The following is a 15,081-nucleotide window of genomic DNA, read 5'->3' as shown; positions in this document are numbered from 1 at the left end:
CGACCGGTCGCCGTCAGTGGGCGACGACCGGGATCGCCAGCTCGTCCTCGGCGCCTTCCGCGGACCCGGTCACGGCGGTCGTGTCCGGGCGGCCGGCGTTGACGAGGGTCACGACGATGGCCGCGGCGAGCACCAGCATGCCGACGGCGAACCAGATCGCGTTGGTGTAGCCGTGCACCTGGCCCTCCAGCGCGACCAGCTGCTGCTGCGACTTGGAGCCCGCGGAGCCGATGTGGTCGGCGATGTAGGAGGTCGTGGCGGAGGCGGCGATCGTGTTCAGCAGGGCCGTACCGATCGCGCCGCCCACCTGCTGCGAGGTGTTGACCATCGCGGAGGCGACACCGGCGTCCCGGGGCTCGACGCCCAGGGTGGCCAGGGACATGGCGGGCATGAACGCCGTACCCATGCCGAGGCCGAGCAGCAGCATCGCCGGCAGGATCGTCGAGGCGTACGACGAGCCGATCTCCAGCTGGGTCATCAGGAGCATGCCGACCGCGGCGACCAGGAAGCCGGGGCCCATCAGCAGGCGGGCCGGCAGGCGGGTCATCAGACGGGTGCCGATCTGGGTCGAGCCCACCATCATGCCGACGATCATCGGCATGAAGGCGAAGCCGGTCTTGATCGGCGAGAAGCCCTTCACGATCTGCAGGTAGTAGGTGAGGAACAGGAAGGTGCCGAACATCGCGATGATCGCGATGCCGAGGGAGAGGTAGATCCCGCCGCGGTTGCGGTCGGTGATCACGCGCAGCGGCAGCAGCGGGGCCTTGACCTTGGCCTCGGTGACGACGAAGGCGGTCAGCAGCACGGCCGACGCGACGAACATGCCGACGGTCACGGAGTCGCCCCAGCCGTTGGACTCGGCGCGGGTGAAGCCGTAGACCAGCGCGACCAGGCCCAGGGTGGACAGCAGGACGCCGGGGATGTCGAGCGGGTTGCGGTTGCGGCCGCCCTCGGGCTCACGGATGACGAAGTACGCGCCGAGCGCGGCCGCGATCGCGAACGGGATGTTCACGAAGAACGTCCAGCGCCAGTCCATGTACTCGGTCAGCACACCGCCGAGGATGAAGCCCACGGCGCCGCCGCCGCCGGCGATCGCGCCGTAGATGCCGAAGGCCTTGGCGCGCTCCTTGGCGTCCGTGAACATCACGGCGAGCAGGGAGAGCGCGGCGGGCGCGAGCAGCGCGCCGAAGGCGCCCTGGAGGGCACGGGCACCGAACATCATGGCGCCGCTGGTGGCCGCGCCGCCGAGCGCGGAGGCACCGGCGAAGCCGATCAGGCCGACGACGAAGGCGTTCTTGCGGCCCCACAGGTCGGCTATGCGGCCGCCGAAGAGCAGGAGTCCGCCGAAGGCGAGCGCGTAGGCCGTCACGACCCACTGGCGGTTGCCGTCGGAGATGCCCAGGTCGGTCTGGGCGGAGGGCAGGGCGATGTTCACGATGGTCGCGTCGAGGACGACCATCAGCTGGGCGAGCGCGATGAAGACGAGCGCTTTCCAGCGGTTGGCGTCGCCGGACACGGCCGGTGCGCCGGAAGCCTTTGCGGCTGTTGCAGACATGGGGGTACCCACTTCGGGACTTCGGAACGGAAAAGAATGAAGAAAGGGGACGGTCCGTCATCGGCGACGGCCGGTCGAAAGTCGTTGTAGAGACTGTTCTCGCGCTCTGAACTAATCGGTTCTCGTCGGATCAGGCCTGGCGGAGGTCCTCCATGGTCAGGGCCGCGCCCGGCAGCTGGGAGCGGGCCGGGGCCCGCAGTCCGTCCAGGAACAGCTGAAGGGTGCGGTGCACGAACCCGTCGAGGGTGAGGCAGCCGGTGCCGGCCGGGGGCCGGGACAGCTGGGCCACGGCGACCATCAGGTCACCGACGCTCACGTCGCCGCGCAGCTGACCGGCCGTCCTGGCCCGGTCCATGAGCTGCTCGACGAGCTGCTCGATGCGTACGCGTGCGGCCACCAGGTCGGGGTGGTACTGGTCGAAGGTGCCCTGCACCATCGGGCACAGTGCGGTGATCCGCTCGTCGGCGGCGCTGTGCACGAAGCGCTCCAGCGCGCCGAAGGCGTCCCCGGTCGCCGCGAGCGCCAGCTCGGCCGCCTCCGCCGTCCGGTCCATGACGGAGCAGACGACCTCGCGGACGAGCGCGTCGCGATCGGGGAAGTTCCGGTACACCGTGGCATTGCCGACGCCGGCCCGGCGGGCGATCTCGTCGAGCGGCACATCGGGGCCGAACTCGGTGAACATCTCGCTGGCGGCGGTGACGATCCGCTCGCGGTTGCGCAGGGCGTCGGCGCGGGGCGCCTTGCGCTGTGCGGAGAGAGCGGTCTGCACGGTGTGCTCCTCGGTTGACGGTTGATCCGGGGACTCAATCCCCGTTTCGCTCGGACACTGGTCTAAACGGGGAGACGCTCCCCGGTTATTTCAGGTTGAGGAGAAATCATGGTGTGACCTGAGTCACAGTCTCGCGATACCCACGTTCGGTCTCCTCCAGCGCGCGTGCACCCCTGCCCCGGCAGAGGGTGATCGAGAAGGTGCAGCCTTTTGACCAGCGGCTGCCGCGCTCCGGAGGGTGCTCGCATGCCGTGGACCAGACGTCGGATACGCCCGCGCCGGGTCGCCGCCCTCGCGTCCGTGACCGCTCTGACCGTCGCGGTCAACACCTCGGCCGGCACCGAGCGCCCGGTCCCCGGGGCCACGACCGCCGGCCCGGTCGCCGTGGCCCGCTCCGACAGCCACGGCGCCTGTCTGATCAGCGGCAGCCCGGCCGTCCAGATGTCCGAGGGCCTGCCCACGCCCGGCGGCTACTCCCGCTCCACCGGGACCGTCCGCGCCCTCACCCTGATGATCGACTTCTCCGACGCGCCCGGTTCCGGCAGCGCCCAGAGCCGCTTCCGCGAGTTCTTCCCGCAGACCCAGGACTGGTTCCGCACCAGTTCCTACGGCCGTCTCGACTACCGCCCCGAGACCCCGATCACCGACTGGCTGCGCATGCCGAAGTCCTTCCGGGCCTACGGCATAGAGCGCGGCGCCCCCTTCGACCCCGGCTACCGCCGACTCGTCCAGGACATCGTGACCGCCGCCGATCCCCGGGTGGACTTCCGGTCGTACGACTTCCTGAACGTCCTGGTGACCCCGAATGCCGGACCTTCCGCCCTCGACACGGTCCTGTCGGTGACCTTCGCCGGCAACACCGACGCCCCGGTCGCCGACGGCGTCCCCGTCGCCAACGCCTCCTTCGTGTACTCCCGCCAGGACGACGGCTCCGGTTCCCTCCCGCAGACCGGCTACCGGGTACTGCCCCACGAGAACGGCCATGTCTTCGGCCTGCCCGACCTCTACACCCAGGACGGCGGGGGCGCGGTCGGCCACTGGGACATCATGAGCGAGGACTGGGGCACCAACAACGACCTCCTCGGCTGGCACAAGTGGAAGCTCGGCTGGCTGGACTCGACGCAGGTCAACTGCGTGACGGCGCCCGGGACTTCGGAGTACACGCTGACTCCGCTGGCCGGGCCCGGCCTCGGCACCAAGCTCCTCTTCGTCCCCCTCGGCCGCCGCACCGGCTACGCGGTCGAGCTGCGCACCCGCGAGGGCAACGACGAGACAGTGTGCCGGCCGGGCGTCCTCGTCTACAAGGTCGACGCGAACGTGGACACCGGGCGGGGCCCGGTCCGCGTGTACGACGCGCGCCGCAACAGCGGGGGCTGCACCCGGAGCCCCAACGTCCACGCGGAACTCTCGGACGCACCATTCGCACCGGGGGAGGAGTTCCGGGACCCGGTGAGGGGGGTGCGGGTGCGGGTGCTGGGGGTGGACGGGGGCGGGAACTATCGGGTGGGGGTGACTCGGGGGTAGGGGTTCTCGGGGGGTAGGGGTTCTCTGGCGTAGGGGGTTCTCTTGGATAGGGGGTTCTCGGCGAGGGCGGTGGCGTGCTGGGGGTGCACGGCACGGCCGTGGCGAGCCGGGGTGCACGGGGCGGCCGCTGCGGGTGTGGTCACGCGGGGGTAGGGGCGGGCACCGGGCGCCCTCCGGTCCAGGACGGGCGGTGGCGCCCTCCGGTCCGGGACGGACGGTGGCGTGTGGCGGGCGCTACCAGGTGTGGTCACCGGGGACAGCAGCGGACCACTGGCCCCTGAGTCGTGTACGGGCGTGGACACCTCCGCCGCCGGTCCCGGCGAGGGCCGTGGCGCGCTGGGGGCGCGGTATCGGATTACCGTAGGCCTGCCGCGACCGCCGTACCGGAGAGCCGATGCCCGCTGAGACCACCACTCCCCCGCCGGTACCGCAGTCCGCCGTGCCGGCCGAGGCGGTCACGCCGCTGATCCGGGGGGTCGGGGTGCTGCGGGAGCTGACCGCGGCGGGCGGGACACTGAGCCTGAGCGGCCTGGAGCGCGCGACGGGCCTGGCGCGTTCGACGGTCGACCGCATCACGGCGACGCTGGCCCGCATGGGATACGTCCGCCTCGACGGCCGGGACGCGGTGACGACCCCCCGCCTCATGGAACTCGGCAACGCCTACCTCGCCGCCCTGCGCCTGCCCGCCCTGCTCTCCCGGCGGGCCGACGCCCTCGCCGACGAGCTGGACGAGTCGGTGTCGCTGGCCGTCGCCGACCGGGACGGCATCCGTTTCATCCACCAGGCCACCCGCCGCCGCGCGATGTCCCTCAGCTTCCGCATCGGCGACCTGCTCCCCGCCGAACGCACCGCGCCGGGCCCCCTGTTCGCGTCCGAGTGGACGGACGGCGACTGGCGGACGTGGCGCGAACGCCGGGCGGCGGACCCGGAGAACCGGGCATTTTCGGCCGTACCCCCTCGACAACTCCCTCTCCCGAATGGCGAGTTCGAGGCGAAGGCGGCACAGGCCGGCCGGGACGGCTGGGCGCTGGACGACCAGTTGATCGAACCGGGCCTGGTGGCGGTCTCCGTCCCCGTACGGGACCCCCGCACGGGCCGGATCGCCTGTGTGGCGAACGTCGTGAGCCACACCAGCCGCCACACCGCGACCGACCTGCGCGACACCCTGCTGCCGCGACTACGGGCGACGGTGGCCGAGATGGAACGCGAACTGGCCGCCGCCCCCGAGCCGGACCCGGCCCCGCCGCCCTCGGAATCGGCCGCCTGGATCGGCACGGCCAAGAAAGAACTGGGCCGGGAGTTCATCGAGTCCCTCGCGCGCGGCCTGACGGTCCTGACGGCGTTCGGCGAGGGCAGGGCCGCGCTGACCCTGACGGACGTGGCCCGGGCGACCGGCCTGGCGAGGGCGACGGCCCGCCGCGCCCTGATCACCTACGAGCACCTGGGCCTGGTCCGCGGACAGCCGGAGTCCCGCACCTTCAGCCTCACCCCCCGTGTCCTGTCCCTGGGCTTCCCACCCCTCTCCCGTACGACCCTCCCCCGCATCGCGACCCCTCACCTGGCCGACCTCTCGGCACTCGTCGGGGAGTCGACGGCGCTGGCGATCCTGGTGCCGTCGGGGCCGGACTCCGCCCCGGAGATCCAGTACACGGCGAGGGCCGTGTCCCCCCGGATCATGGGCGTGGACATCAGGGTGGGCACCCGGCTGCCGGCGTCGGCGACCTCCCTGGGCCGGGTGCTGCTGACGGAGAACCAGGGGTACGCCCTGCTGGACGAGGACTGGGAGGACGGCCTGCGCACCATCGCCGTCCCCCTCCGCGACCGTACGGGCCGGGCGGTCGCCGCCGTGAACGTGGCCCTGCACGCGGCGGGCCGCACGGAGCGGGAGTGCGTCGAGGAGATCCTCCCGGAACTCCGCCGCACGGCGACCCGTATAGAGCGGGAACTCCACACGGCAGGCCACTTCACCCGGGTCGCCCTCCTCTGACAGGAGGATCAGCTGGTGACACCACCGTCGACGACGAGGTCGTGGCCGACGACGAAGCTCGACTCCTCGGACGCCAGCCACAGCACCGCGGCCACGATCTCGTCCGTCGTCGCGACGCGGGCGATCGGAACCGTCGTCGCCAGCCGGGCGGCGCGGTCGGCGTCGCTCTCTCCGGGACGCAGGGACATGCCGGTGTCCGTGGCGCCGGGGCTGACCGCGTTGATGCGCACGTTGTCCTTGATGTGGTCCAGGGCGGCGACCCGGGTGAGGGTACTCACCGCGGCCTTGGACGCGGCGTAGGCGGCCATGCCGGGACGGCGCCCGTGGTAGCCGATGTTGGACGCGGTGTTGACGATGACGCCGCCGCCGTTCGCCCGCATGTGCGCGATCTCCTGCTGCATGCCGATCAGGACGCCGTTCAGGTTGACGTCCAGCACGGACCGCCACATGGACAGGTCCAGGTCACCGACCGGGGCGGGCTTGCCGAAGATGCCCGCGTTGTTGTGGGCTACGTGCAGGCCACCGTGGCGCTCCACCGTGGTGCGCACCAGACGCTCCATGTCCTCGGGCCGGGTGACATCGGCGACGACCGCGTCGGCCACACCACCGTCCTCGTCGACCAGCCGCACGGTCTCCTCGATGGACTCCGGCCGGGCCCCGGCGGCCACGACGGTGGCACCCTCACGGGCAAAGGCCCGAGCGGCGGCCCTGCCGATGCCGGATCCGGCCCCGGTGACGATGACGACCTTGTCCTTGAAGCGGGCGGTCATGTGGGGTGCTCCTCGGTACTTGTCGTGACGGATGGACCGGAGCCGCCCGAGCCCACACACGGCGACGGCGACGCCGACGAAGACGAAGACGAAACCGTAGCCGGAGTTCAGGCGGACGTCGTGGTGATCGACAGACCTCAGCCACGACGGACGGAGAGACCGGCCGCAGGCCCCGAACCCCGATCGAGGCTTCAGCCCCAGCTCCACCACCCCCGCCCGATCCGCTAACCTGTCAGGGACCACCTCCGAGGTGGTCCACGCAAAGCCCCGCCTTCGTAGCTCAGGGGATAGAGCACCGCTCTCCTAAAGCGGGTGTCGCAGGTTCGAATCCTGCCGGGGGCACCACCTGCACCGCAGGTAAGAGAGATCCCGGCCCCTCGTTCCATTCGAACGGGGGGCCTTCCTCACGTCTGGAGTCCACCAAAGAGTCCACATCCCCACGCGCACCCCAGGCGCGCCTGTCGCAGACCTGCGCGGTATCCATCGGGAGGGCGACCCGGACAGGTGAGAACCCCGAGGAAGGCCAGGGTGCGGTGGATGAGATCTGGCATACTTGAAGTATGGCAACTCGGAAGATCACCATCACTGTGCCGGAAGAGCTGGTGGAATCGATCAAGGAGCGCGTCGACGCGCGCGGAGTGTCCGGCTACATCGCGGCCGCCGCCGCTCATCAGGACGCCATGGATCGACTGCGCGAGTTGGCCGAACGTCTCGAAGAAGAGCACGGCGTCGTGACGGACGACGAGCAGCAAGCAGCGCTGGACCGCATCGCCGCGATTGACGGCTGGCATGACGAGCAGCGATCACACTCCGACGAGGCCGCGTGAGCCGCACCGCCCGAGCGAAGCTGCACCGGCCGCGACAGCGCGTCTTCGTCTTCGACTCCGAGGCTCTCTCCAAGGCGGTTCAGGGCGATCGGGAGATGGCTGCGCTGATCAAGACGGCTCCGCGGCTGGACATCCCGATCGTCACCTCGGCGCTCACGACCTTGGAGGCGTGGGACCCTCGCGAAACGTCGAGGCAGGCACTGTGGAACTGGACGCTGTCCCGGATCCGCATCGTGCACACGGACGACCAGGTGATCGCCATGGCGCGCGACATGCTGAAGGCAGCCGGCCTGCATGGGCACAAGTACGCCATCGACGCCATTCTGGCGGCCGTAGCCGGGCGGGAAGCCGTGCAGGGAACTCAAGCAACCGTCTTCACCTCCGACACCGACGACATGAATCGACTCCTCGCGGGACACCCGGTGCGAGTCGAGAAGGTCTGACGAGACGCCGCCCGTACCTGACTCCGACCACTCGCCGCCCTCCTGAACAACCCGTGCCCTCGTCGGACAGCATCCACCGGCACGTATGCAGCACACACGGGAACGGGAAGCACCGCGAAGACGTGAGAACTACGGAGGCTTGGACTGGCATCCACGCCCCGACGGCCCCGGCAAAACGGTCTGGGCGGAGTACGTCATGCCGACGAGAGGCTGACCGGCCGCCGCCCGTAGCCGCCCGTCCTTCGGCCGTGAAGTGGCACCGACAGCGGCTCATCAGCCCGCGCAGGGCGGCCCCTGAACCTCGCTCGACTCGCCCTGGCGGTAGGCGCCGCAGGTGAGGACGGCCTCCGGGAGGTTCCCCGACTGGCGCAGCAGGACCAGGGTCTTGTCGTGCGGCGGGGCGTTGGCGCCGTCGTAGGAGACGTATCCCGTCGCTCCGTCGAAGGCGATGCCGCTACCGAGGACCAGCAGGACGGACTTGCGGTCGATGTCCGGGTCGTGCACTCCGGCCTCACGCACCGCCTCCGACAGGACGTGGAAGGCGTCGTACGAGACCGCCGAGTGCCCGTCCTGCCGCCAGGGGTCCGTGCCCCTGGTGGTGGCCTTCACATAGGCGTCGTACGCGGCCACGAACTGTCGGGTCCTGTCGCTCGCACCCGGAGCGTCGGCGGGCAGCCGGTGCGCGGAGTAGTACAGGCGCAGCCAGTCCTTGTTGGCGAAGGCCCCGGTCTGCGCCACGTTGGTCAGCTCGTTGCCGCCGAGCACGGTCAGGTCGCGCCCGGTGCACGTCCCCGCGGTGTTCATGGAGTTGATGAGCGCGGTGAAGTCCTTGGCCCGAGCCGACCAGTACACGACCGAGTCCGGCTTGTCGTCGACCGCGTCGCACAGGGCCCGCGCCAGCAGGCCGGCAGTGGGCTGGCTGACGGCACCGCTCAGCGGAGCGGGGCCGAAGTCGCCGTCCTGATTGAAATCGAACACCTCGTGCGTGCCCTTGAACGCGCTGATGAACTGGCCTGCCAGGCTGTGGCTGTACAGGTCCACGGAGCTCTCGATCACGATCGCGTGCCGGGCCGGGGTGCAGACGTCCTCGGCGCCGGGCTCGGCCAGGATGTTCTCCGAATACGCGAAGTCCGCCTCGATCCTGGCCTCGCGCGAGTTGAACGGCGTGGACGGCCAGTAGGTCCGGGTGGCCGGCCCGGAGAGCATCTCGTCGGCGGTCGCCGTGGTGCCGATCGTGGGGATGCCCGCCTCGCCGAGCACCCGGAGGGCGGCCCGGGTCTCGTTCCGGCTCTGCGCGAAGCCGAGGACGCCGACGACCCGTTCGCGCGCCGGGACCCTCTCCTCGTCCGCCATCTCCGCGACGAGCTTCTTCGCCTCGCTCTCGGCGTCACGGAAGGCGACCCCGGCCTGGCGTACGTCCACGTGCAGGGGTATCAGGGAGTCGTCTGCGGCCGCCTCTTTGTTCAGCTTCTCCTGCCACATCGCGATGCCGCGCAGCTCCGGGATCGTCCCGTCGAAACGCGTGTCGTCGTCGGTTTCCGGCGGGTCGGACACGAAGGCGACGACGGTCCGTACGGTCCGGCCCTGGGCGGCGTACCGCGCGGCCCGCTTGTTCTGTTCTTCGATGGTCTTCACGGCCGCCTTGTACCAGCCGGCGGTATCCACCCCTATCGGCTCCGCGGGGGCGGACTCCGCCACGGACCCGATGCCGCCGAGGCAGTCCCGGGGAGCGGGGAAGAGGCGCGGGACCAACAGCGCCACCGCGAGCAGGGCCAAGGCGGTCACCCCGCTCACGATCGATGACGGGACATACCGGCTGAACCTGAACGTCCGCGTCGTCACGTGCGGGACGGGTACCCCGCCCGCCGCGAGGGCTCCTTCCGAGATGGTGACGAGGACCGGGGGTTCGCCGGCGGAGGCATTGTCGGCGAGCCGCACGCTCGCGTCCGGAAACGTGCTCTCGGACGGATTGCCCAGCTCCGCCAGCAGGGTGGCGGAGGGCACGCCCACGGCGATGACGAGCGGGCCCGGCGGCTCGGCCGCGCCCTGGACCCGATACACAGAGCGCAGAAAGCGCTCCGCGGCGCGGGCGCCGGGCTCTCCCTCCGGCGGGATCTTCACGAACAGGACCGGGCGGCAGGTCCGGCGACGTCTACCGGGCAGGATCCTGCCGATCGCGGGTCTGCGCAGGTCCTCCAGGAGGGCCCGCAGAACGAGCCAGTCGAACTCCTGCAGCGTCTCCTCATCGGCCGGGTCGTCCATGAGCTGCACGGAACGCACTGCGGCCACCTGGTCCATCACCCGGAACAGGTTCGTGCTGCCCTGCGCCACCCGCTCCGCGCCCAGCCAACTCCGCACGACTGTGCGGGAGATACGGCGTGCCCAGAGCCACCGGGGCAGCAACTGGACGAACGACAGGCCAGCTGAGCTTCGCCAGGAAGCCGGCAATCCCGCCCCCGTCCTCCGGGCCCTGCATCCTGGTGAACGCCAACAGGCCGCCCCGCTGGGCCCGTCGCTCGCCGGCGTCCCTCCGCAGTGCCGCTTCCATGTCATTGATGGTGGCCCACTTGCCCGGGTTCGACCTGATGTACTCGACGAGGCCGCACATGACGTTGAACTGCGGGAAGCGGTCGGGCGTCATGTGCTCTGGAGCACTGCGGAACAGCTGTCTCCCAGCATCCACGGCGAGCAGACCTGAGTCGGGAGCCGCCCTGACGGAGCTGGCGCCCTCCCTGGTTCCGGCGGGCAGATGGGCGTACGGCACGCGCTGGCTGAGCGCCCCGGTCAGGGCGGCTACGACGCGGTTCACGCCGCTCTGGTACGACGCCTGCGGCACACGCAGGAGGAACAACGGCGGACTCGTCTCCAGCTTCGCCCGGTTCTCGTACCTGGGGGCCACAGTGGCCTGGAACTCCCGCACGAAGTCGGTGGCCTGGTCGTTCGGGAATCTGGGGCCGTCAATAGATGCATTCACGAGGGACTCCCCCTGGTCATCCTGATGAACCGCGTCATGAGACGACACTGGCTCGTGGCCAACTGGACGTGGCGCGAAGGAGGTTGGAAAGAGATTTATGAATGGGGCGGAAGAAAGGGACGCGGAAGAAAGGGAAGTTGAAGGGTAGCTGCGGTGTGGGCTGGGTCACAATAGGGTGCCGGAAGCGCTTCGACACTCTGCACACGCGCCCCCTGCGCCCTCACTGCGCGCCCCTGAGACTCAGGGCACGTCGTCGAGTTGAGGTCTCCGAGGGGCCTTCTGGCCTTGAAGTGGGAACGCCCGGCACTGCGGGCACGCCGCGCTTCGGACGCGCACGGAGCGCACGAGCGGGCACGGAAAATCGCCGCACCGGACGAAGGCCCAGGAGCTCCTCATGGGCGCGCAGGCCGAGGCTCCCGAGGGCGTCGGAGCTGCCGGCCGAGCGTTCCCTGGTGGCGGGCACGAGGAGGGCGCCGGCGACGAGGGTGACGACCGAGACGGGCACGTTGACCAGGAAGACGGAGCGCCGACCCCAGCCGAACAGGTCGGCGTCCGTGAGGGCCCCGCCGAGCAGCAGCCCGATCGCCGAGGCGAACCCGGCGACGGCGCTGTACATACCGAAGGCCGCGCCGCGTTCCTTGCCGTGGCAGGTCATGCCCCAGACCCAGACCCAGCGCAAGGCCACGGCCCGCCTGACGGGCTGAGCTGGGCGGAGTACGTCATGCCGGAGGGAGGCTGCCCGGCCGCCGCACCGTCCTGCCCCTCGTCCACCGACCACCGTGCCCAAGTCCATGTTCCGACGCGACCGCTGGACGGCAGATCGACACAACGGTCGCACGGCACAGACCGTATCAAGTGGCTCGCCGTGCGTTTCTGACCAGGGGAAACAACACCGCGCGGCACCGCCAGGTCCCGGCCAGCTCAGGAGGGTTTCCTCCCAGGCTGGCCCTTTGTCGTGTTCGAGGCCGTGTCACACGCGTGCCACAGAGTCCACGCGGAGTCCACTTGGTAGAGAGACGGTGTCTCTCACTGTCGGATACGGACGTGCCGAAGAGCGATGACTACGCGAGAACCAGCAGGCGACTGACCATATGGGGTTGCCTTGCCGGGTTGGCCGTGGCCTTGGCTATCCCGGTGGACACAGTGGTGGCCGTGCTCCTGGGCGGGATGCCGACCCCGTGAAGCTGTCGGCCGCCCAGTGGCACACCCTCTTGCGGTGCAGGTGGCGGATGGAGCGGCGATTGCTCCACCGGAGCTGGCCACCGCGCGGGCCGACGAAGATGTGTCCGTCACGGCCGGGCGGGGCAAACTGGTCCAGGTGGCGCGTGACGTCCTCGAGCAATTCGGCGGGGAACGAGACGACGCCGAACGGGTAGCCCGCTTGCAACGAGCCGCCGAAGACGGCCGACGCATTGCGGAAGCCCGCAGCCCAAAAACGGATCAAAACGGCGGCCCAGCGAGTGAGTTGCGACTTTTCTGTACGGGTTCGATGCGGCTCATTCCGCTCCCCGCGCGCACACGAGACGTGAGAAGTACCCAGGGGGTCTGCCCAGGCAGGTTCGCATCCTGCCGGGTGACACGATGAAGGGCCAGACCACGAGCCGCTGTGGCCCGGGCGTGTCATCAGCTCCGGATCTGCTGCCTGTACCCGGAAGGTCGTGGAGGTTCAACTCGCCTGCGACTCACCGGCTGCCACCCGAGCAGGACGTGACCGCATACCGCCAGGCGAAGCACGTGTCGTGTGCGCGCCGCGGGGTCGGCGAACTACCGGGTCCAGGCGCCGAGTCCCGTCAGCGGGGAGTCGGCGCCCTGTGCGTCACTGTCTGACGGTGAAGTACTGCCATACGCCCCAGGTGCTGAGGTTGCCGGCGTCCTTGCTGCTGTGGACGTACTCGGCCCGCATACGGAACTTGTTGTCGACCGAATGGATCAGGCTCAGAGTCGCGTAGCCGGTGCTCTTGGTGCTGAGGGTATGGCAGGGGGAGGTGCTCTGCGTGTGCCAGGCACCGCCGTAGTACCGCTGGGTCTGGAATCGCACGCACTGACCGGCCTTGTCGGGCGTGACCGTGGCGTTCAGCTTGGCCTTGGCGGTGTGCTGGTAGACGCGGTAGACGCGGCTGCCGTAGTGGGTGCTCCCGTAGTAGCCGCTCAGCGACTCGGACACCTTGGCGTGGGCCGACGCGGTGCGGGCAGCCGTGGCAGGGGCGTAACGGTAGTCACCGGCGAAGGCTGCGGTGAATGTGGTTTTGCGGGTGAGCTTGTAGGTCGCAGCCAGGTTGCCGTGGCTGTCCACCGTGCCGGTCTTGATCAACGCCTGCTTGCCGCCGTAGGGCTGGGCGTAGATCGCGAGAGTGCGGCCGTTGTAGGTCGTGCCAAGGTGGGCGGTGACCTTGGCGGTCGCGCCGTAGTCGTACGACGGAGCGTTGGTGGTGACGGACACCGCGGTGGCGCTGCGGGAGACCTGGACGGTCGCGGACGCGTTGACGGCCTGGTGGCCGTAGTCACCCGGGTAGGTCACGGTGTAGGTGTTGGCTCCCCCGACCTGCGGGACATCGGCGATCCGGAAGGTGCCGTCGGAGGACAACGGCGCATCGGGCAGTGCCACGCCCTCGGGATGGGCCAGGTCGTTCTTGACGACGTGCACGGCCTCACCGGATAGGTACGGAGCCGCCGACAGCTGACCGGAGACGTCCAGTTGGGCCGCTCGGCCGGATGTCGCCGGGGTGGTGAGGGCGAGGGTGGGCGAAGCCGGGGGCGGGAGCTGCGAAGGAACCGCGACCTCGTACCCGGTCGGCTGCGACCTGTTCCCGGCCGCGTCGACCCCCACGACCTTCAAGGTGTGGACACCCCAGGGGAGGGTGGTCGTGAGGCTCCCTTGTCCCTCGGCATCGGCAGGAACCTGAGCGGCGCCGGTGCCCGGCTCCTGGTCGAGGGCGTACTCGAAGTGTTCCAGGCCGCTGAGCCGGCAGTCCGAAGCTTCCGTCTCGGCGCACCCGCTGGGCAGGGAGTCGCTGGAGCCGAACTGGAACGTGGTGAGCTGGCCGGCAGCCTTCGTGGGCGTTCCCGGGCTGCCCACCGGGGGGAAGTCCGGGTCGGTGACGACGGGGGCGAGGGGCGCACTTCCGTCCACCCCGAAGTAGCAGGGTGTCGACGGATTCGAGTACGCCGTCCCGTCGTAAGTCGACGCGTGCCAGCCGTAGGTGTGCCCGTCCGACAAGGGCAGCGGGACGTACACGGTTTGGGAAAGCACCGGCAGCCCGGAGACGGACCCGTCCGCCGTCTGTGAACCGTCCACGTCCCACGCGTGGACGACTCCCTGATACGTCACCCCGTTCACTGTCGGCCGTGGTACGCCGATGGAGACGGTCATGCCCGCGGGAGGCGGACTGGACTGGGCGGTCCAGACCGGGGCGCTGTCGCTGCCGCAGTTCGCTCCGGCCGGCACCGTGGGTGTCGGCAGTGCCGGGTCGATCGGCGTCTCGTCGGCGGCTGCTGCCGCCGGTAGCGCCATCACCACCGCGCCGGCCAGCAGAAGCGCGAGCCAGCCGCGTTGGTGCACGGTTCGATGCACAGGTGTCTTCATTTCGGGCTGGGCCGAGCCGGCCGGTCGGTGTCGAGTGCCTACGCTCACGCGGGGGTCGACGCGCTGGATCCGGCCGCGCGTACGCGGGTTGCCCGTCTTTCCGGCACACCCGCGCGTCCGTCCCCCCTTTGCTACGGCACAGAACCGCAGAGCAGGCGGAGCCTAACACCGCCTCTGACCACCTCAGCGATCCTTGATCAACCATTTACTGGACGGGGTGCGGTGGCTGTCCGCGCGTCGTCCGCGGCGCCGCTGCCGAGCCTCTGGTCGGCCCCAGGCGGTCTTTCCAGCAGCTCCCTGGCGCTGCGCCAAGCAGCAGCCCCCCGGCATTCACTACTCCGGGTTCGTGCGGTTGTGCTGGTGGATGGCACGGCAGAGCTCGAAGCTCTCGCCACCGTCGTCGGCCCTGCGGGGGAGCTCACCGAGACCGACCATGCCTGCTGGACCGCTGGGACACCGACTCGGCCGCGGCCGCATCGCCGAGGGCCACGCATCCCTTGTCGCTGAGTCGGCTCATGGCGATGTCCCTGGGGAACGGAGCCGGCACATCGCCGACTTCGTGCCGATGAACGAGCGCAACGGCGGCTCGGCGCGCCTGTCCGATCGGCAGATACGGCAGCACATCCGGCTGGTCGCCCGGACCGACCGG

General features: G+C 70.1%; 11 protein-coding genes and 1 tRNA gene. 5 read left to right on the top strand and 7 right to left on the bottom strand.

All coding sequences use genetic code 11. The annotated features are described in order from the left end of the window. Nucleotides 1–13: 13 nt before the first annotated feature. A complete protein-coding gene (locus ACIRP7_RS04225) occupies nt 14–1,555 on the bottom strand; it encodes an MFS transporter (protein WP_403653699.1) in 1,542 nt (513 codons plus the stop codon). 130 nt (nt 1,556–1,685) lie between these two features. Further along, nucleotides 1,686–2,324, bottom strand: coding sequence for a TetR/AcrR family transcriptional regulator (locus tag ACIRP7_RS04220; protein WP_403653696.1), 639 nt, complete (start codon nt 2,322–2,324; stop codon nt 1,686–1,688). Nucleotides 2,325–2,570: 246 nt separating this feature from the next. Here ACIRP7_RS04220 and ACIRP7_RS04215 point away from each other — a divergent pair, with 246 nt between their 5' ends. Continuing rightward, on the top strand, nt 2,571–3,848 hold the full coding sequence (locus ACIRP7_RS04215) for a M6 family metalloprotease domain-containing protein (RefSeq protein ID WP_403653693.1): 1,278 nt from the start codon (nt 2,571–2,573) through the stop codon (nt 3,846–3,848). Nucleotides 3,849–4,242: 394 nt separating this feature from the next. Next, nucleotides 4,243–5,835, top strand: a complete 1,593-nt coding sequence (locus ACIRP7_RS04210; RefSeq protein WP_403653691.1) for a helix-turn-helix domain-containing protein — start codon at nt 4,243–4,245, stop codon at nt 5,833–5,835. An 8-nt stretch (nt 5,836–5,843) separates the two neighbouring features. Here ACIRP7_RS04210 and ACIRP7_RS04205 read toward each other — a convergent pair whose 3' ends face one another. Next, nucleotides 5,844–6,605 carry an SDR family NAD(P)-dependent oxidoreductase gene (locus ACIRP7_RS04205; protein ID WP_403653688.1) on the bottom strand — a complete coding sequence of 254 codons (762 nt, stop codon included), beginning with the start codon at nt 6,603–6,605 and terminating at the stop codon, nt 5,844–5,846. A 269-nt stretch (nt 6,606–6,874) separates the two neighbouring features. On the opposite strand from ACIRP7_RS04205, the gene ACIRP7_RS04200 reads away from it, so the two are divergent. From ACIRP7_RS04200 to ACIRP7_RS04190, 3 genes are all read left to right on the top strand, one after another. After that, nucleotides 6,875–6,950 (top strand) — tRNA-Arg (locus tag ACIRP7_RS04200). A 215-nt stretch (nt 6,951–7,165) separates the two neighbouring features. Further along, nucleotides 7,166–7,432 carry a hypothetical protein gene (locus tag ACIRP7_RS04195; RefSeq protein ID WP_403653685.1) on the top strand — a complete coding sequence of 89 codons (267 nt, stop codon included), beginning with the start codon at nt 7,166–7,168 and terminating at the stop codon, nt 7,430–7,432. Then, nucleotides 7,429–7,875 carry a hypothetical protein gene (locus ACIRP7_RS04190; protein ID WP_403653682.1) on the top strand — a complete coding sequence of 149 codons (447 nt, stop codon included), beginning with the start codon at nt 7,429–7,431 and terminating at the stop codon, nt 7,873–7,875. The genes ACIRP7_RS04195 and ACIRP7_RS04190 overlap by 4 nt, the downstream gene beginning before the upstream one ends. A gap of 273 nt (nt 7,876–8,148) precedes the next feature. Here the strand turns inward: ACIRP7_RS04190 and ACIRP7_RS04185 are convergent, their stop codons facing one another. The 4 genes from ACIRP7_RS04185 to ACIRP7_RS04170 form a co-directional block, all read right to left on the bottom strand. Further along, nucleotides 8,149–10,155, bottom strand: coding sequence for an ABC transporter substrate-binding protein (locus tag ACIRP7_RS04185; protein WP_403653679.1), 2,007 nt, complete (start codon nt 10,153–10,155; stop codon nt 8,149–8,151). Further along, on the bottom strand, nt 10,118–10,849 hold the full coding sequence (locus tag ACIRP7_RS04180; protein WP_403653677.1) for a hypothetical protein: 732 nt from the start codon (nt 10,847–10,849) through the stop codon (nt 10,118–10,120). Before ACIRP7_RS04180 ends, ACIRP7_RS04185 begins: the two co-directional genes overlap by 38 nt. 220 nt (nt 10,850–11,069) lie before the next feature. Further along, on the bottom strand, nt 11,070–11,534 hold the full coding sequence (locus ACIRP7_RS04175) for an MFS transporter (RefSeq protein WP_403653674.1): 465 nt from the start codon (nt 11,532–11,534) through the stop codon (nt 11,070–11,072). A gap of 1,131 nt (nt 11,535–12,665) precedes the next feature. Then, complete coding sequence (locus ACIRP7_RS04170; protein ID WP_403653671.1) at nt 12,666–14,420, bottom strand: hypothetical protein; 1,755 nt, start codon at nt 14,418–14,420, stop codon at nt 12,666–12,668. Between the last annotated feature and the right edge of the window lie 661 nt (nt 14,421–15,081).

The sequence above is a fragment of the Streptomyces sp. NPDC102270 genome (assembly GCF_044766405.1).
Classification (GTDB): Bacteria; Actinomycetota; Actinomycetes; order Streptomycetales; family Streptomycetaceae; genus Streptomyces.
Note: the sequence above shows the minus strand (reverse complement) of the source record. Positions and strands in the feature narration are given on the sequence as shown.